The 17,744-nt window shown below is 66.0% G+C and carries 11 protein-coding genes; 9 read left to right on the plus strand and 2 right to left on the minus strand.

Translation table 11 applies throughout. The features are described from left to right. Positions 1-960 (plus strand): hypothetical protein (locus SGR02S_RS12585; RefSeq protein WP_218000134.1); only part of this gene is annotated, 960 nt, incomplete at its 5' end. Here SGR02S_RS12585 and SGR02S_RS12590 read toward each other — a convergent pair. Both SGR02S_RS12590 and SGR02S_RS12595 read right to left on the minus strand, forming a co-directional pair. Next, positions 957-2,186 carry a restriction endonuclease gene (locus SGR02S_RS12590; RefSeq protein ID WP_067110278.1) on the minus strand — a complete coding sequence of 410 codons (1,230 nt, stop codon included), beginning with the start codon at positions 2,184-2,186 and terminating at the stop codon, positions 957-959. The two genes, SGR02S_RS12585 and SGR02S_RS12590, sit on opposite strands and share 4 nt — an antisense overlap. Continuing rightward, the gene (locus SGR02S_RS12595) at positions 2,183-5,254 is read right to left on the minus strand and encodes a type ISP restriction/modification enzyme (protein ID WP_218000135.1); all 3,072 of its coding nucleotides are present in this window, start codon (positions 5,252-5,254) and stop codon (positions 2,183-2,185) included. The genes SGR02S_RS12590 and SGR02S_RS12595 overlap by 4 nt, the downstream gene beginning before the upstream one ends. A gap of 309 nt (positions 5,255-5,563) precedes the next feature. Between SGR02S_RS12595 and lepA the strand changes: the two genes are divergently transcribed. From lepA to SGR02S_RS12635, 8 genes are all read left to right on the plus strand, one after another. Further along, positions 5,564-7,387, plus strand: coding sequence for a translation elongation factor 4 (lepA, locus tag SGR02S_RS12600; protein ID WP_067110284.1), 1,824 nt, complete (start codon positions 5,564-5,566; stop codon positions 7,385-7,387). 62 nt (positions 7,388-7,449) lie between these two features. Further along, positions 7,450-8,064 carry a GNAT family N-acetyltransferase gene (locus SGR02S_RS12605; protein WP_067110287.1) on the plus strand — a complete coding sequence of 205 codons (615 nt, stop codon included), beginning with the start codon at positions 7,450-7,452 and terminating at the stop codon, positions 8,062-8,064. Between the two features lie 50 nt (positions 8,065-8,114). Beyond that, the gene (locus SGR02S_RS12610) at positions 8,115-9,494 is read left to right on the plus strand and encodes an amidohydrolase family protein (protein ID WP_067110290.1); all 1,380 of its coding nucleotides are present in this window, start codon (positions 8,115-8,117) and stop codon (positions 9,492-9,494) included. Then, on the plus strand, positions 9,484-10,608 hold the full coding sequence (locus SGR02S_RS12615) for a dipeptidase (protein WP_067110293.1): 1,125 nt from the start codon (positions 9,484-9,486) through the stop codon (positions 10,606-10,608). The genes SGR02S_RS12610 and SGR02S_RS12615 overlap by 11 nt, the downstream gene beginning before the upstream one ends. 379 nt (positions 10,609-10,987) lie before the next feature. Next, positions 10,988-13,156, plus strand: coding sequence for a TonB-dependent receptor (locus tag SGR02S_RS12620; RefSeq protein ID WP_067110296.1), 2,169 nt, complete (start codon positions 10,988-10,990; stop codon positions 13,154-13,156). 4 nt (positions 13,157-13,160) lie between these two features. After that, positions 13,161-14,543 carry an MFS transporter gene (locus SGR02S_RS12625; protein WP_156483072.1) on the plus strand — a complete coding sequence of 461 codons (1,383 nt, stop codon included), beginning with the start codon at positions 13,161-13,163 and terminating at the stop codon, positions 14,541-14,543. Next, the gene (locus tag SGR02S_RS12630; protein ID WP_067110301.1) at positions 14,530-16,245 is read left to right on the plus strand and encodes a thiamine pyrophosphate-binding protein; all 1,716 of its coding nucleotides are present in this window, start codon (positions 14,530-14,532) and stop codon (positions 16,243-16,245) included. Before SGR02S_RS12625 ends, SGR02S_RS12630 begins: the two co-directional genes overlap by 14 nt. Positions 16,246-16,250: 5 nt before the next feature. After that, a complete protein-coding gene (locus SGR02S_RS12635; RefSeq protein ID WP_067110304.1) occupies positions 16,251-17,744 on the plus strand; it encodes a class I adenylate-forming enzyme family protein in 1,494 nt (497 codons plus the stop codon).

Consider the following 17,744-nt stretch of genomic DNA (forward strand, 5'->3'; position numbering starts at 1 on the left):
GATGCGCCGCCCACCCCCCAACTCCTCCCGAAAGCGGGAGGCGAGCAGGAGAATATCATGCCGCGCCCGATCGCCGCGCCCGCCGCGCCCGAATATGATCTGGAGGAGGTGGCGGCGCGCCTCGACGAGGCCGGCGTCGATCTCGAATGCGAGGACAGCCTCGCGCGCTGCGCGGTGCTTCTCGCGGGTTTGGCGAACAACCGCGATTTCCTTGCCGATCGCGTGGTCGCCGAACTCAAGGCGAGCTACCGCGACCAACTCGAGGCGAACCGCTATTCGGCGCAGGTCTTCCTGCTCCATCGCAGCCGCTGCGGCTATTTCATCCGCGCCAACATGTGGCCGGCCGAGCGCGACGCCGCCTATGCCGCCAGCGGCGCCGCCGCCTTCGCCTACGGCCTGCCGCACGACCATAATTTCTCGTTCCTGACTGTCGGCTATTGGGGGCCGGGCTATATCAGCGACTATTATGATTATGACGCGGAGGCGGTCGACGGCCGCCTCGGCGAGCCGCTGGACCTGCGCTTCGTCGAGCGCAGCGCCTTGAGCGAAGGCACGATGATGCTCTACCGCGCCCACCGCGACATCCACAGCCAGCTCCCGCCCGAGCGCCTGTCGGTCAGCCTCAACATCATGGACGAGGGCGAAGCCGTTCCATGGCGCGACCAGTATATCGTCGATCTCGAAAGCCGCACCATCGCCCGCCGCCCGACGATCACGGCGGCGGAGATGCTGCTGCGCTGCGCGGTTCACCTGACCGACGAGGGCAAGGACGTCGCCGACCATTTCGCCGCTGCGCACCCCGTCCCCCGCGTCCGCGCCACCGCGCTCGCCGCGCTGGCGGCGGTGGAGGAGGGCGGGGGCAGGACGGCGGTGTTCGAACGCGGGCTGCGCGATAAGGACGCGCGGGTGCGTGACGATTGCGAGCGGTGGCTCGAGCGATCGCCGTGCGCGAGCGATTAGGTATCGCTGGTTGCCGTTTCCATATTTTCGCCGGCATCGGGAATTTCGAGATTCCTTTCGGCGAAAAAAGCCTCGTCAATTTCGAGCAGATAGGCCGGTTTTCGGCGCAACCCGACCTGGTGCTTCTCGACAAGCTCGACCAGCCGCTCGCCGTCGATCAGGGTGATCGGAGCAGCTCCGGGGAACAGCGCGGCCTCTTCGACGCCTTTGGCGAAGCGTCCGAGCGTGATCAGCGTTCCGCGTATCGCACCATGATAGGGTAAAGCGCCGCGAAGCTGATCGATCAGCGGTCGTCTGACGGTCAACTCGCTGCGCTTCACCTGAACGACTTCCTTGATATCGGTGATGCCGAACTGGAAGTTGGCGACGACGTCGACGCCCTTGTCGCCGCTTTGCTTCGTCACCTGGACATTTTCATAATCCATCGCTTCGAGCAATTCCTTGACGAAATGTTCAAAGGCATAGGGGTCGAGTGCCATCAGTCGCCCCACCAGCGCCTCACGCGCATCCCTGTTGTGCGCGGCGATCGCGGAGGCGGCGTCAATCTCGCTCGGTGTTGGGCCGATGGCTTTTTGCGCCGCCGGCGACACCTGTTCACCCAGCGATTTCAGATAGGACCGGCCGGCTTCGGATAGCGAATAGCGGTTGCCGTCGCGATCGACCAACCCGCGCTCGACCAAATTGAGCAATCGGCGGCGCAGCGTGTCCTTGATCATCGACAGGCTGGTGATCCTCGACACCTGCGCCAGATAATGACCCCAATCGTCGAGAAGATCGCTGCGCTTGGCCGACGCCTTTTCGGCAAGCAGAGCCAAAATGCGGGGCAGGCCCTCGTTCCGGTCGATCTCCTCCATCAATGCGCGGTCGTGGTCCAGAAAGGCCCTGCTGCGGTCGGTCAGACGATAGATGCCCTGCTCCTGCGCCAACAGCCCGGCCGAATTGATCAGCAGATAGGCGCCATAAACGTGCCGGGGATTCGTCCGCTTGCCGCTCGTCTCCCACAGTTCACGCGCCAGCCGCGCATGTTCGCCGCTCAGCCGCTCGGGAATCCATGTATCGGGATCGGTCCAGTCGACCGGCGATTGCGGCGTTCCGGTCAGCGCCATCAACTTGTTGTGCAGGTCCAGCACCAGTGACACGGGCTCTTCCGCCCACGCGCGCATGCAGGCGCGAAGATCGCTGTAGAGCGGAAACAGCGGCGTCCGCACGAGATATTTCACCGTCATTTCGTCTCTGCGCCTTCGTCCCACCCGCTCCGGTCGAGCGCTTTCATCGCTTCGGTGATCGCGACCGTGCCGACGCTCACCCGCACCACCTTCGCCAGCAGGTCGATCATGCGCTCCTTGTAATCGGCGAAGCGGTAGGTGTTGAATTTCTCGCGGATTGTCGGGTCGCGGGGCGTCTTTTCCTTGTGCTGGTCCAACACCCAATCGATCGCCGAGCGATTGCCCAGCCGGTAATCCCACGCTTCGCGCGGAATGCCGGTGATCTGCGTATCCTCGTCGACGCGCACCAGCCCCTGTTCGGGGAGCGATTTCAGGATCGGTTTGGGATGCGTCCCCTCGGCGCGCCTGGCATTGGGCGTGTCGACCCGTTCGACCGCCCACGGCTCGACATCCTCATAGCCAATATGCATCGCCATCAGCGTCTCGCCCCACGCCGCCCATTTGACGAAGTCGGGATAGAAAGGGATGCGCGGAAACTCGCGCTTCAGATTGAGCGCATATTTGTCGCGATACACGGGGTCGTGCATCACGGCATAGACATAATGGAAGATCGCGTCCTTGGTGATGCCAGCCTTCTTGCCGTAATGCGCGACGAACTTGTTGAGCCCCCAGTCGGTGATGTTGTCGACGCGTTCGCCGGATTTGGTGTAGCGATAGCGGGCGACGCCTTGGGCGCGTCCGTTGCCAGTTTTTGTAAGACCTTTGTCAAAGAGGCCGCCGACACTTAGCGCCGTAAATGAATAGTCTGCGGCCATCCCGTCATAAGCGATGGTTGGGTTATACTCTTCGTCTAGGAAAAAGCCATGCAGCCGCGAGTGATAGGCATTTAAGAACTCATCAAAGTAAACCCATCTTCCGCTAAAGGCTCTAAACTCCGCGTGCCTTATCGCTTTCAAGTTGAAATTCAGCGTAGTTCGCTTTTGGAAATGCCTATTTAATTGTCTATCTAGTTTGACAAATCGCCTGTCACCCGAGTGAATGGCCTTATTATATTGGCCAATGAACCATTCTATTTTGTCTTTTAGGTAGCCTAAGTTCTCGTCGTAGGCCCATTCGTCTCTTCCAGTTTCCAATCCATTCGATGTCAACCTGAAGATCGCCTTTGCGGCACTGGACGGAGCCTCTAGGCCCAGTTTGGGATTTACGAGAGGCAGAAATTCATCCCAATTGTTTGTGGCTTGATTGAGCCAGTCGTGACGACGGTCCGGAACTATCGCTTCCGTTGCAACTTCCCCGAACGTCGATACTTGGCCCAACCAAGCCAACTTGTCCGCTGCCGTCTCCATCTCGGGCCGCCGAGCATAGCGGATTACGGCGCCGCCTTTGCCTTTGCGCTTTACCAGCAGCGCAATCATCACCCCCGTCTGGATGCCGAACACATTGTGCGTCGTCCCCGATAGCCTGGGATTGTCACGGACGTCGCCACCGAGGTCCATCAGCCAGATATCGCTGAACTCTCGTTCGGCAACCTTCCGAAAGCCATCATAGGCCGCCTTGGCGATTGGCTTGCGGCCGATGACGAAGGCGACGATCCCTTCGTCGCCCAATCGGTCCGAGGCCCAGCGCACGAAACGCGTGTACATATCGTACACGCTGTTCTTGTTCTGCGCCGTTCCTTCCTTGATGTACGTCTGCTTGATCCGCTCATCGACGCGTTGATAGGGGCGGTTGGCGTTGTTCTGATTATAATTTTCCTGCCACGCATTATAGGGTGGGTTGCCGATGATCACGCTGATCTTGCGTGAATTCTGCCGTTTAATGCGCTTGATATTGTCGTCGGTGATCGCGCCGAACATTTCGAACTGGTGACCCGAATAAATGCCGAGCGCGGCGACATTGTCGAGCGTGTCGACCAGGCAGAGATTCTCATATTCGGCGAACTCGCCGGTGATCGCCTGATAGGTCGCCTCGATATTCAGATTGGCGACATAATAGGGCAGGATCGCGACCTCATTGGCGTGCAGTTCCTGCCGGTATTTGTGGCGCAGCTTGTCGTGATTGCCCCGGAAATGCTCAAGCAGTTCGACGATGAAGGTGCCCGTTCCCGTCGCCGGGTCCAGAATCTCGACCCCCTTGTCGATCAGGTTCCTGCCGAAATGCTTTTCGCACAACCAGTCGGCCGAGCGGATCATGAAGCGCACGATCTCGCCCGGCGTATAGACCACGCCCAGCCGGTCGGCCGCCTTGCGGTTATAGGCCTTGTAGAAATCCTCGTAGAGCGCCTTCAGAAAGCCCTGCTTCTCCGAATGGCTCTGGATCAGCGCCGCGGTCGAGGCGATTCCGGCATAATAGGGGTCGAGCGCACGGAGCAGTGCGGGCTTCTCGCCACGGTCCTCGAAAAGCTTGTCTTCGAGTTTGTACAGCTCGGCGGCGACATTATTCTTGCGGTGGAAATCGGGGTCGTTGAACACCTTGGCAAAAATGTCCTCGGTCAGGATGTGCTGGATCAGCATCTCGCGCACATCGTCGTCGCTGACCGCCGGATTGATCGCATCGCGCGCGTGCTGCAGGAAGGCTGCGACCGCGGCGGCGAAGTCGCGCGAGGCGGCGTGCTTTTCGGCGATCCGGTCGCGTAGGGCCTTCAATATCTCGGGCAGGTCGGTCGCGAACTGTTTCACCGCCTTGTTGAAATCGGCGATCTCGGCGCGCTCGTGCGCGAAAAAGCGCGTGAGCAGGTTGAGCAGGCTGTCGTCGTCGCCCTGCATGTCGGCGCGCATCACCTCGGTACCGTCCTGCCACAGCACCGCGGTCACATCGTCGGTGAAGACGATATTGTCGCGCGGATAGCCCTTACGGAACTTCGCATCGATCTCGGCCGTCAGATCGTCGTTCTCGTCCTTCGCCTCCCAATAACCGAAGGGGACGCGCAGGCCGTGCAGCAGTGCGCCGTCGATGTAGATGCGCGTCATCTGCCTGGTCAGTATGTCATGCTCGGCGATGAACTGCAGGTCGTTCGCACGGCCCCAGCGCTTGAGCAAATCCTTGAACGCCTCGCGCAACACGCTTTCGCGGCGGCTACCTGACACGGCGCGAAGCCGGTCGAGTTCGGCGCGATATTCATTAATCAACTGGCGGCTCAATGGTGTCTCCCCAAGTTGTCATGCCGCCGTCCACGGAACGGTGCAACATCGGAAGCCACCGAAATAATGCCTTCCTACATTATTCCGCTATGCCAGCCTCTTGATGCTGGCTCTTTGTCTCATCGCCATCCGCTACTCCGCTGCGCGAACCTTTGCGCCCGCACGCCTTCTTCGCGATCTTTCGGCCTTCGTGGACCTAAAGCCACAAAGAACACAAAATCGGACCGCCCATGCGGGGTTTTTGTGGCTTTACGAGCCTGCTGACAGCGCCCTCAACCCCTGCTAACGGGCGGCGCCATGACAACGCCCCTTTCGCATATCCGCAACTTCTCGATCATCGCGCACATCGACCATGGCAAGTCGACGCTCGCCGACCGGCTGATCCAGTTCACCGGCGGCCTCACCGAGCGCGAGATGTCGGCGCAGGTGCTCGACAATATGGACATCGAGAAGGAGCGCGGCATCACCATCAAGGCGCAGACCGTGCGCCTGTCGTACAAGGCGCACGACGGCGAGACCTATCAGCTCAACCTGATGGACACGCCGGGCCACGTCGATTTCGCCTATGAGGTGTCGCGGTCGCTCGCCGCCTGCGAGGGCGCGCTGCTCGTCGTCGATGCGGCGCAGGGGGTGGAGGCGCAGACCCTCGCCAACGTCTATCAGTCGATCGAGCATGATCACGAGATCGTCCCGGTCATCAACAAGATCGACCTGCCCGCCGCCGACGTCGACAAGGTGAAGGCGGAGATCGAGGATATCATCGGCCTGCCTGCCGACGATGCGGTGCTCGCCTCGGCCAAGTCGGGCATCGGCATCGAGGACGCGCTCGAGGCGATCGTCGCGAAGATCCCCCCGCCGAAGGGCGACCCCGCCGCGCCGCTGGTCGCGATGCTCGTCGACAGCTGGTACGACCCCTATCTGGGCGTCGTCATCCTCGTCCGCGTCGTCGACGGCGTGCTGAGGAAGGGCCAGCAGATCAAGTTCATGCAGGCGGGCACCACCCACCTGATCGACCGCGTCGGCTGCTTCACCCCGAAGCGGCAGGACCTGACCGAGATCGGCCCCGGTGAGATCGGTTTCATCACCGCGCAGATCAAGGACGTCGCGCAGGCGCGCGTCGGCGACACGGTGACCGACGCCAAGAAGCCCGCCGCGGCGCCGCTGGCGGGGTTCAAGGAAGTGCAGCCGGTCGTTTTCTGCGGCCTCTTCCCCACCGACGCCAACGATTTCGAGAAGCTGCGCGAAAGCATCCAGAAGCTGCGCCTCAACGACGCGTCGTTCAGCTTCGAGATGGAGACGAGCGCCGCGCTGGGCTTCGGCTTCCGCTGCGGTTTCCTCGGCCTGCTGCACCTCGAGATCATCCAGGAGCGGTTGACCCGCGAGTACGACCTCGACCTGATCACCACCGCGCCGTCGGTGGTCTACAAGCTCAAGCTCACTCGTTCGAAGGACGGCGGCCCGACCGAGATGGAGCTGCACAACCCTGCCGACATGCCTGACCCGAACCGGATCGAGGAGATCGAGGAGCCGTGGATCGAGGCGGTGATCTATGTCCCCGACGAATATCTCGGCGCGATCCTCAAGCTGTGCCAGGACCGCCGCGGCATCCAGAAGAACCTCACCTACGTGGGCGGCCGCGCGCAGATCACCTACGAACTGCCGCTCAACGAGGTGGTGTTCGACTTCTACGACCGGCTGAAGAGCATTTCGCGCGGCTATGCCAGCTTCGACTATCACCAGATCGGCCACCGCCCCGGCGACCTCGTCAAGATGAGCATCCTCGTCAACAACGAGCCGGTCGACGCGCTGTCGATGATCGTCCATCGCGGCAGTGCCGAGGCGCGCGGACGCGGCATGTGCGAGCGACTGAAGGACCTGATCCCGCGCCACATGTTCAAGATTCCGATCCAGGCGGCGATCGGCGGCAAGGTGATCGCCCGCGAAACCATCGCCGCGCTGCGCAAGGACGTGACCGCCAAATGCTATGGCGGCGACGCGACCCGCAAGAAGAAGCTCCTCGAAAAGCAGAAGGAGGGGAAGAAGCGGATGCGCGAATATGGCAACGTCAACATCCCGCAGGAGGCGTTCATCGCCGCGTTGCGGATGGGTGACGACGCCTGAGGCTGGCCATCGCCGCCGCGGCGGGTTAGCTTCGCGCTTCCGCAGCGACGGAAGGACAGGCGATGGAGCAGGCCCGGGCAAGGCCGATCGACAATATCGTCGTGTGCAGCCGGCTCACCGACGGGACGGCGGTGTGTCTGCGCACGATCACGCCCGACGATGCCGACCTGCTGCGGCAGGGGATCGCGAAGCTGTCGGCGGAGGCGCGCTATCTGCGCTTCTTCTCGCCGGCGCCGACGATGCCCGACGCGGTGGTCGAACGGCTCGCCGACGTCGACGGGCACGATCACATCGCCTGGGGCGCCATCTGCACCGAATGCGAGGGCGAGCCGGCGATCGGCGCGGTGCACGCGGTGCGGCATCACAGCGACGGGCGCGTCGGCGAATATTCGATCGCGGTGCTCGACGCCTTTCACGGGCTGGGGCTGGCGCGGATGATGACCGCGGCGCTGCTCGTCGACTGTCTCGCGGCCGGGCTGACGACGCTCGACATCCATATCCTGTCGCACAACCGCGCGGCGGCCCGGCTGATCACCGCGATGGGCGCGCGTCGCAAGCTCGAATCGGCGGGGGTCGCCGACTATGAACTCGACGTCGCGGCGGGGCTCGAATCGCTGCGGCAGGATCGGGATTTTCCAGGGGTGCAGGACGTGCTGCGCCAGCTCGGCGCGGCGTGATGCGCGCCCGGCGATTGCGGACGGTGGGCAATGGGGCTAGCGCCATCGCCATGCCCGCATCGCTTCCGCGCCCGTCCGCCCTCCCGGCTTTCCTCCGCTCGCTTGTCTTTGCGGCTTCGCTGTTGGCGGCCGTTCCGTCGAGTGCGGCCGAGGCGATACTCTATGCCGACGTGACGCTCATCGACGGAACCGGGGCGCCGGCGCGTCCCGGTCAGGACATATTGATTGAGGGCGAGCGGATCATCGCGGTCGGCGCGCACGGCAGCCTGGGGGAGCGCGCGCGGACGGCGCGCACGGTTCCGCTGCCGGGCCGCTTCGTCATCCCGGGGCTGATCGACAGCCACGTCCATCTGGCGACGCCGCCGAACCGCGCGCGGGCGGAGGCGCTCCTGCGCCGCCAGCTCTACGGCGGCGTCACCGCGGTACGCGACATGGCGGACGACCTGCGCGCGGTGGGCGAGCTGGCGCGCGCATCGCTGGTCGGGGAGATAGCGGCGCCCGACATCTATTATGCCGCGCTGATGGCGGGGCCGCCCTTCTTCGCCGATCCGCGCGTCCTCGCGGTGACGCGGGGTTTCGCGCCGGGCACCGCGCCGTGGATGCAGGCGATCGACACAAAGACCGACCTGCGTCTGGCCGTGGCGCTGGCGCGCGGCACGGCGGCGACCGCGATCAAGATCTACGCCGACCTGCCCGCCGAGCGTGTCGCTGCGATCACCGCCGAGGCGCACCGCCAGAAGCTGATGATCTGGGCGCACAGCGCCGTCTTTCCCGCCCGCCCGGCGCAGGTGATCGAGGCGGGCGCCGATGTCGTCAGCCATGTCTGCTACCTGGCCTATGAGGCGCAGCCGGTGATGCTCGCCGCCTATGAGGATCGCACGCCGGTCGACGAGGCTTTGCTGGCCCCGAAGGGCGACGATCCGGTGGTCGCCCGCCTCTATCGGACGATGCGCAAGCAAGGCACGATCCTCGACGCGACGGGCAGCCTGTTCGTCAAGTTCGAGGCCGAACGCAAGGCGGATCCGGGCAAGAAGCCGCTTCGCTGCAGCGGGGCGCGGACGATCGCGCTGACCCAGCAGGCGTGGCGGGCGGGCATTCCGATCTCGACCGGCACCGATTTCGTCAACCCCGCCGGCGATCCGTGGCCCGCGGTCCATGCCGAATTGCTTTACCTCGCCCACGACGTTGGCATGCCGCCGCTCGCGGTCATCCATTCGGCGACGCTCGTCGGTGCGCGTGCGGCGGGACAGGACAGCGACATGGGGTCGATCGAGGTGGGGAAGTTGGCGAACCTTGTCGTTCTTCGTGCAGATCCTCTCGCCGACATCGGCAATATCGGGAGCATCGAGATGACGGTGAAGCGCGGCCGGGAATTCCGTCGCGCCGATTATGTCGTCCCGACGGCCGCGGAGCTTGGCGATGACGATTGACCGGCGGTCGCTGCTGGCCGGCGCGGCGGGACTGGCGGCGGCCTCGCTGGGGCCGTCCGCGGTGCGCGCCGCGGCGGCGCCCGGCCGCGCGAACCGGCTGATCGTCAATGCGCTCGGCGGCCTGTCCGATCCCAATGTCGAGGGCGCCGACGATCCCTATTCGCCGCGCGTGCTGGCCGAAGCGCGCGAATCGGGCGTCACCGCGATCAACTGCACCTTCGGCTATGTCGCCGGTCCCGACGACCCGTTCGAAGCGAGCGTCCGCGACGTCGCCAGGGCCGATGCGCTGCTCCGCCGCCATCCCGCCGATCTGCTCAAGATCTTCAGCGCCGCCGACATCCGCCGCGCCGGGGCCGAAAGGAAGATCGGCATCCTCTACGGCTTCCAGAACGGCGCGATGCTCGGCGAGGACGCGAGCCGCGTCGACCTGTTCGCCGACATGGGCGTGCGCATTTTCCAGCTCACCTACAATCCCGCCAACCGGCTCGGCGACGGCGCCATGGCGCCCGAGAATCGCGGCCTGACGCCCTTCGGGCGGGAGGTCGTCGAGCGGCTCAACGCGCAGCGCATGATCGTTGACCTGTCGCACAGCGGCGAGCGCACCTGCCTGGAGGCGGCGCGGCTGTCGGCCGCCCCCATCTCGATCAACCACACCGGCTGCCGCGCCGTGACCGACCTGCCGCGCAACAAGACCGACGCCGAACTGCGGCTGGTCGCCGAAAGGGGCGGCTTCGTCGGCATCTATTTCATGCCGTTTCTCGCCCGGTCGGGCCGCGCCCGCGCCGCGGACGTCGTCGCGCATATCGACCATGCGGTGAATATCTGCGGAGAGGATCATGTCGGCATCGGCACCGACGGCACCGTGACCGCGATCGACGATCTCCACGCATATCAGGTCGTCCTTGCGAAGGAGATCGCCGAGCGCCGCGCAGCCGGGATCAGCGCCGCCGGCGAACGGCCGGACACCTATCCCTTCGTCGTCGACCTGCGCGGACCCGGCCAGTTCTTCAGGCTGATCGACCTTCTGTCGGCCCATGGCTATTCGAGCGGCCGGATCGAGAAGATCATGGGACTCAATTTCCTGCGCCACGCGGAAACCGTCTGGGGCAGTTGACGGGCGAGGGCGTTCCCGCCCGATCCGACGGATCGCAAAGAGCATATTGACGAAATGGCGAGACCGCGCTTCGCGGTGCGCGGCTGAAATCGCGGGCGGCAGTCGCGCGCCGATCCCGCCGCTTCCACCCCTTCGACAAGGCGAATTTGATCGGCCCGTCATCGGGCCCGCTGGCGCTGCCGTTCCCTTGGGCGGGGCGGCCGCATCGCCGGGGCCGTGAAGCCCCCCGAGCCGAAATTTCGTCGAGAGGCTTGATTTATCATAATCAGATAGATAATTCATAGGAAAATAACCGTTCGAACAACGAGCGGTCTTGGGGAGAGAAACGATGGCAAATATCTACCGAAAAAGGATTTTCTTGTGCTCGGCGGCTCTTTCCGTGGTCGCCGCGGCGAATCCCGTCGGCGCGCAAACCACCGCAACGAGCAACGCGAGTCATGTCGATTCGGGCGATGCGGAGATCATCATCACCGCCCAGAAGCGCGAGGAGCGGCTGGTCGACGTTCCCATTTCGCTGACCGCGCTCACCAGCGATCAACTGGCCGCGGCGGGCGTCACGCAATTCCACGACCTGTCGCAGGTGGCGCCGGGTTTCACCTCCGAACAATATGGCGATGCGCGGGCCGGGCGCATCATGCTGCGCGGGGTAACGTCGCAGCAGGACAACCCCGGCAAGCAGTCGTCGGTCGGCGTCTTCCTGGATGGCGTCTTTCTGGCCCGCTACGGCGCGGCGACGGGCGAACTCGCCGATATCGAGCGCGTCGAGATCCTGCGCGGTCCGCAAGGGACGCTGTTCGGCGCCAACACGGCGGCCGGGCTCGTCAATATCGTCACGCGGCGTCCGTCGCTGTCGGGCGTCGAAGGCTTCGTCGAGGGCGTTGCGGCCGAGCATGACGCGTTCGAACTGCGCGGAAGCGTGACCGGGCCGCTGGTCGAGGATCAACTCGGCATCAGCGTTTCGGCCTATCATGTGCGCCGGGGCGGCCTGACGCACAATGCGACCACCGGCCGTTCGGTCGACAATCTGCGCCGCAGCGGCGGCCGGGCGAAACTCTATTATCGCGGCGAGGGCTTCGATGTCCTTCTGTCGGGCGATTATCTGCGCGAACGGTCCGAATGCTGTTCGGCGATTCCCGTTGCCTGGACCCCCACGGCCAACGTCTTCGGTGTCCCGATCGTCTCGCTGATCCCCGCCGGATCGCCCTATTCGCGCCAGACGATCCAGAACAGCCGCAACCTCAACCCGAACAGCGGCGGCGGGGTTTCGGCGGAGATCAACGTCGATGTCGGGGATCATGTGCTGACGTCGGTGACGGCGTGGCGCCGCTGGGACGTCACGCCGATCAGCGATATCGATTCGCTGCCACTCCGCCTGCTCGACGATTTCTACATCGACCAGCGGCACGACCAGTTCAGTCAGGAATTGCGGATCGCTTCGCCCTCGGGACAGCGCGTGACCTATGTCGCGGGCCTCTATTATTTCGCGCGGCGGTCCGACGATCTGGAAATATTGCAGCCGCGCGCCGACGCCGCGGCCGTCATCCTTCCGGGTCAGCGCGGCGACACCACCATCGCGTCGCGGCTGAACGACAAGAGCTATGCCGCCTTCGCGCACGTCGATTTCAACCTGACAGACCGTCTGACCCTGTCCGCCGGTGGCCGCTATACCCGCGAGGACCAGGACGTCGATTTCACCCAGACGTCGGGCAACGTCGCTTATGCTTCGCTGGGCAATCGCCAGCAGTCGCGGCGGGAGTCGCAGTTCACCTGGGTCGCCAACGCGCGCTACAGCCTGCAGCGCGACCTCAACCTCTATGCCAGCGTGGCGCGGGGGTTCAAGCCGGGCGGGTTCGACCTGACGCGCCTTCCGAACTTCAACAATTTCGAGTTCGACGCGGAAAAGAACACCAATTACGAAATCGGGCTGAAGGGCAATATCCTCGACCGCAAGCTGCGCTTTTCGGCGGCCCTGTTCTGGACCGATTACCAGAATTTTCAGGCGCAGGCCTTCGACGGCCTGAATCTGGTCACGCGCAATGCGGAGCTTTTCCGCATCAAGGGCGGCGAACTGGAGGTCACCGCCCTCCCCACCGAGGGGCTGACGCTGCAATTCCAGACGTCCTACACCCATGCGCGTTACGTGGACTTCACCGACGGTTCGTGCGTTCCCGGCATCGCGCCGCCGTGCGACCTGTCGGGCAAGCGGTTGCCGAACGCACCCGAATGGACGCTGGGCGGATCGGCCGAATATCGCGCACCGCTGACGGGATCGCTGACCGGCTATGGCCGGATCGACGGCAGCCACAAGAGCAGCGTCTTTTATCAGCAGAACCTCGACCCCTATGCCTTTCAGGGGCCGCGGACGATCATCAACGCGCGGCTGGGCATCGAAACGGCGTCAGGGCTGACGCTCGAAGCCTTCGCGCGGAACCTGTTCAACGACAAATATGTGAATTTCGTCTACCCATCGCCGCTGTCGACCGGCCTGTACGTCGGCTACGTCGGCGATCCGCGCCAGTTTGGCGTCCGCGCCCGCTACAGCTTCTGACCTCGTGACGACTCTCTCCGTCATGGGCAGGGGAAGGGGGCAGAGGCCATGGGCGGCGGCCGGGGCACCGGTCGTCGTCCTGCTGCTCGGCCTGCTGTATATCGTTTCCTATCTCGACCGCCTGATCCTGGCGCTGCTGGTGGCGCCGGTGCGGGCCGAATTCGGCATCAGCGACACCGCCATCGCCCTGCTCGTCGGTCCGGTCTTCGCGCTGTTCGGCGGCGTGTTCGCCTTGCCGATGGGGTGGCTCGCCGACCGGGTCCGGCGCACCCGGCTGATCCTCGCCGGCGTCCTGTGCTGGACGACCGCGACGATCGCGACGGCCTTTGCGCCCAGCTTCGAAACGGTCGCGATCCTGCGCGTCGGGGTCGCGGTGGCGGAGGCCGTGCTGTTTCCGGCGGCGATCTCGATGATCGCCGACCTGTTCCCGCCCGACCGGCGCGCGGCCGCGACGAGCGTTTTCGTCGGCTTCGGTGTGTTCGGCGCCTTCGGTGCCTTCATGCTGGGCGGTGTCGCGGTGCAGCTGCTGGGCAGCGAGCCGGTCGCGATCGGCAGTCTGTTTCTGGCGCCATGGCGGGCGACGTTCGTCGTCGTGGCGCTGCCGGGCCTGTTGCTCGCCGCGCTGTTCGCCGTGGCGGTGCGCGAGCCGCCGCGCACCGCGTCGATCCGCGCGGCCGCGCCGGTCGATGCGGCGCCGACGTCGCCCGAGCGTGTTTTCGCGCGCCGGAACATGCCGCTGTTCGTCCTTCTGTTCGTCGCCTCCGCGCTTGGGCAGGCGATCGTGCTGGGAGTCAGTTCGTGGCTGCCCAGCCTGCTGGTCCGCGACTTCGGCTTCGAGGCGGGGCAGGCGGGAATCTGGTTCGGGCTGTCCGGCGTGACCGCGGCTCTTGCCGGACTGGCGGCCGCGCCGCGCATCGCCGGTCATTTCCGGTCGCGCGGCCGCATGGACGCGCTGCCGCTGATCTGCGCCGGGGCGATCGCGGTGGGGGCGGTGCCATTGCTCGCCGGTTTCGCGGCTCCGTCGGCGCCGATGCTGCTGCTGTTGCTCGCGGCCGGATATTTCTTTCTCGTGCCCTCGGGCACCTACGCCATCTTCGCGATCAACTGGACGGTGCCGCCGCGTGCGACCGGCCTGTTCGCCGCCGTCTACACGCTCGTCAATTCGCTGGTCGCGGTCGGTTGCGGGCCGATGGTCGTGGCGATGGTCTCCGACCGGCTGGGCGGCGGGGCCAATCTGTCGTCGGGAATGGTCGTGCTCGTCGTGGGCGCGGGGACGCTGTCCATCCTGCTGCTGCTCGCGGCGCTGCACCCCTTTTCCCGCCTTTGCGAAACCATCGAACGGCCGGCTTCCGGTCCGTCTTCAAGGGGTCAATATGAAACAGAATGAAACCCAGCGCCAGTTCGGCGACGCCCTGATCGAATGCCTGGAGGCGGTCGGCGCCAGCGTGTGCTTCGGCGTGCCGGGCGGGCAGACCATTCCCCTCTATGCCGCCGCGCGCCGCCATGGGTTCCGCCACGTGATGATGCGCGACGAGCGCAATGCCGCCTGCGCTGCCGATGCTTATGCCCGTGTATCGGGCCGGATCGGGGTGTGCGACGCGACGGTCGGTCCGGGGGCGACCAACCTGGTGTCGGGGCTGGCGGAAGCCTATGCCTCCGCGATCCCGGTCCTCGCGATCGTCGCCGACGTGAAGACCGAGCGCGAGCATCTGCGCGTGCGCGGCGTTGCCTCGCAGGCGATGGAGCAGCAGGCGATGCTGCAGGGCGTGACCAAGCGGGTCAGCCGCGTCCACGCGCCGGAGGGCTTGCCCGATGTCTTTGCCGAGGCGGTGCGCACCGCCGTGACCGGCCGCGCCGGCCCAGCGGTGCTCGAGATTCCGGAGGACATCTTCTTCGCGCCAGCCGCCGGCGATGCCGTGGCGGCGGACCCCGAGGCGGGGCGCTGGCCGCGCTACGGCGCGGCGCCGCGGACCGAGGATGTCGCGCAGGCGGCCGAGCTGCTGACGCAGGCACAGCGTCCGCTGATCCTCGCCGGCGGCGGGGCGCTCAGCAGCCGCGAGGCGGCCGAGGTGGTCGCGCTGGCCGAGCAATGCTCGATCCCCGTCGTTACCTCGATCAACGGCAAGGGGGTCATCGACGAATATCATCCGCTGTCGCGCGGTGTCGTCGGCGTGTTCGGATCGGTCGAAGCCAGCGTGGCGCTGCGCCAGGCGGATGTGGTGCTGGTGCTGGGGTCGAAATTCGCCCAGTTCAATTCCTTCCTCTGGCGTCTGCCGTCGGCGCGGCAGACGCTGATCCATGTCGACAGCGACGGGGCCGAACTGGGGCGCGCGATTCCGGCGCGGCTGGCGATCTGTGCCGACGCGGGGCGCACCGCGCGCCGCCTGCGCGAGGCGCTGGGCGGCGCGGCGCCGCGCGCGGCGTGGCAGACGGACCTTTCCGAATGCCCCGCGCAGCCGGGCACGGCCGAAGGCGATCCGCGCGTCGCGCCGGAGCAGGTGATCCTCGCGCTGTCCGACCTTGCGGACGAGGACTGCGTTCTGGTGTCGGACGCCAGCCTGGCGTCGGGGTGGACCGCTTCGCGCTATCGCGTGCGCGGCAGCGGGCGGCATTTCCTGGCGCCGCGCGGGCTGGCCGGGATCGGCTGGGCCGGGGGCGCCGCGATCGGCGCGGCGCTGGCGCTGGGCGACCGGCCGGGCGGGCGCGTGGTGGCGGTGTCGGGCGACGGCGCCACCTCCTATTGGATCGGCGAGGTCGAAACGGCGGTCCGGCACCGGCTGCCGATCGTCTTCGTCATCCTCAACAACGCCGGCTTCGGCTGGATCATGCAGGGCGAGAAGATGCTCGACATCGAGCCGCGCTCGACCTTCGGACCGGTCGATTTCGCGGCGATGGGGCGGGCGATGGGCGCGCGCGGCTATCGTGCCGAAACGCTCGAAGAGGCGCGGGCGGCGCTTCGCGAGGCGTGGCAGGGGGAGGGACCGGCGATCGTCGATATCCTGACCTCGGAGGACGCCTCGCCCAGCGTCGACTGGGGCAGCCTCGATCCGGCGGCGGCCTCGGCCTATGGCGCCTACGGGATGGGGTGACGGCGATGGACGATTTTCATCCCCTGCACATCCATTGGAAGCCGCGCCGGGATGGTGGCGCGCCTCTGATACGGGACGAGCAGCGCGCTTTGTCGTCGGCCGATTTCGCTGCCGAGGTCGCGGGGCTGGCGCTGCTGTTCGTGCAGAAGGGGGTCGGGCGCGGCGACGTGGTCGCGACGATGCTGCCGAACCGGATCGACATCGTCGTCGCGATGTTCGCCGCGTGGCGGATCGGCGCCGCCTTCATGCCGATCAACCCGGCGCTGACCAGCGCCGAAGCGCTGTATCAGGTCGCGGATTCGGGAAGCCGGCTGATCCTGGTCGACGCCGCCGCGCGCGACCGCCTGACGGGGACGACGGCGACGCTGCTGCCGGTCGATGCGCCGCCCGAGCGATCGGCGGCGGTCCTGCCCGACGCGGCGGTGGCGGCCGACGACACCGCGCTGCTCATCTACACCAGCGGCACGACGGGCCGGCCCAAGGGCGTGATGCTGAGCCACGGCAACATCGACGCGATGCTGCGCTCGATCCACGCCGCGCTGCGGCTCGACGGCGACCTGTCGCTGCTCGTGATGCCGCTGTTTCACGTCAACGCCCTGCTGGTCAGCATCCTGGCCCCGCTCGCGGCGGGCGGCGGCGCGTGCATCCTCGAACATTTCGACCGGCACAGCTTCTGGCAGAGCGTGCGCGACAGCGGCGCGAGCTATTTCTCGGGCGTGCCGGCGATGTATCTGCTGCTGACCGCCGAACGCGGCGCCATCGCGCCGGCGCCTCGGCTGCGCTTCGCCATCTGCGGCGCCGCGCCGATGCCCGCGCAGGCGATCGGGGCGTTCGAGGCGCGTTACGCCGTGCCGGTCCTCGAAGGGTACGGGCTGACCGAATCGACCGTCGGCGCGACCCTCAACCCCCTCGACGGCCCGCGCCGCCCCGGCAGCGTCGGCCGCGCGATGCCCGGCATCGAGGTCGCGATCGTCGGCGAGGACGGGGCGTTCTGTCCGCCCGATACGGTCGGCGAGGTCGCCGTCCGCGGCGGCAACGTGATGAAAGGCTATCTGCGCCGGCCGGAGGATAGCGCCGCGGTGCTGGTCGACGGCTGGCTGCGGACGGGCGACCTCGGCCGTCTGGACGGCGAGGGATGGCTGACACTGGTCGGGCGCAAGAAGGACCTCATCATCCGGGGCGGGGAGAATATCTATCCGTCCGAAGTCGAAGAGGCGATCATGGCGACGCACCTCGTTGCCGAAGCCGCCGTGGTCGGCCGGCCCGACGCCGTGATGGGCGAGGTGCCCGTCGCCTTCGTCGTCGCGCCCGAGGGCGGCGATGCCGACGCCCTCGTCCCCGCGCTGCAGGCGGAAATCGAGACGGCGCTCGCGCGGTTCAAGCGCCCTGTCGCCTATCACGTTCTGGACAGCCTGCCGCGCAATCCGATCGGCAAGATCGACAAGCCGGCGCTGCGGCAGCGGCTCGAACGGGCCGCGCAGCCGGCGACCGCCCCCTAA

It is taken from the genome of Sphingopyxis granuli NBRC 100800 (assembly GCF_001591045.1).
Taxonomy (GTDB): domain Bacteria; phylum Pseudomonadota; class Alphaproteobacteria; order Sphingomonadales; family Sphingomonadaceae; genus Sphingopyxis; species Sphingopyxis granuli.

What these genes read in the sequence shown, in the direction of transcription:
- SGR02S_RS12590 (WP_067110278.1), bottom strand. Translation starts at nt 2,186, where the DNA reads ATGACGGTGAAATATCTCGTGCGGACGCCGCTGTTTCCGCTCTACAGC.
- SGR02S_RS12615 (WP_067110293.1), top strand. Translation starts at nt 9,484, where the DNA reads ATGACGATTGACCGGCGGTCGCTGCTGGCCGGCGCGGCGGGACTGGCG.
- SGR02S_RS12610 (WP_067110290.1), top strand. Translation starts at nt 8,115, where the DNA reads ATGCCCGCATCGCTTCCGCGCCCGTCCGCCCTCCCGGCTTTCCTCCGC.
- lepA (WP_067110284.1), top strand. Translation starts at nt 5,564, where the DNA reads ATGACAACGCCCCTTTCGCATATCCGCAACTTCTCGATCATCGCGCAC.
- SGR02S_RS12605 (WP_067110287.1), top strand. Translation starts at nt 7,450, where the DNA reads ATGGAGCAGGCCCGGGCAAGGCCGATCGACAATATCGTCGTGTGCAGC.
- SGR02S_RS12635 (WP_067110304.1), top strand. Translation starts at nt 16,251, where the DNA reads ATGGACGATTTTCATCCCCTGCACATCCATTGGAAGCCGCGCCGGGAT.
- SGR02S_RS12630 (WP_067110301.1), top strand. Translation starts at nt 14,530, where the DNA reads ATGAAACAGAATGAAACCCAGCGCCAGTTCGGCGACGCCCTGATCGAA.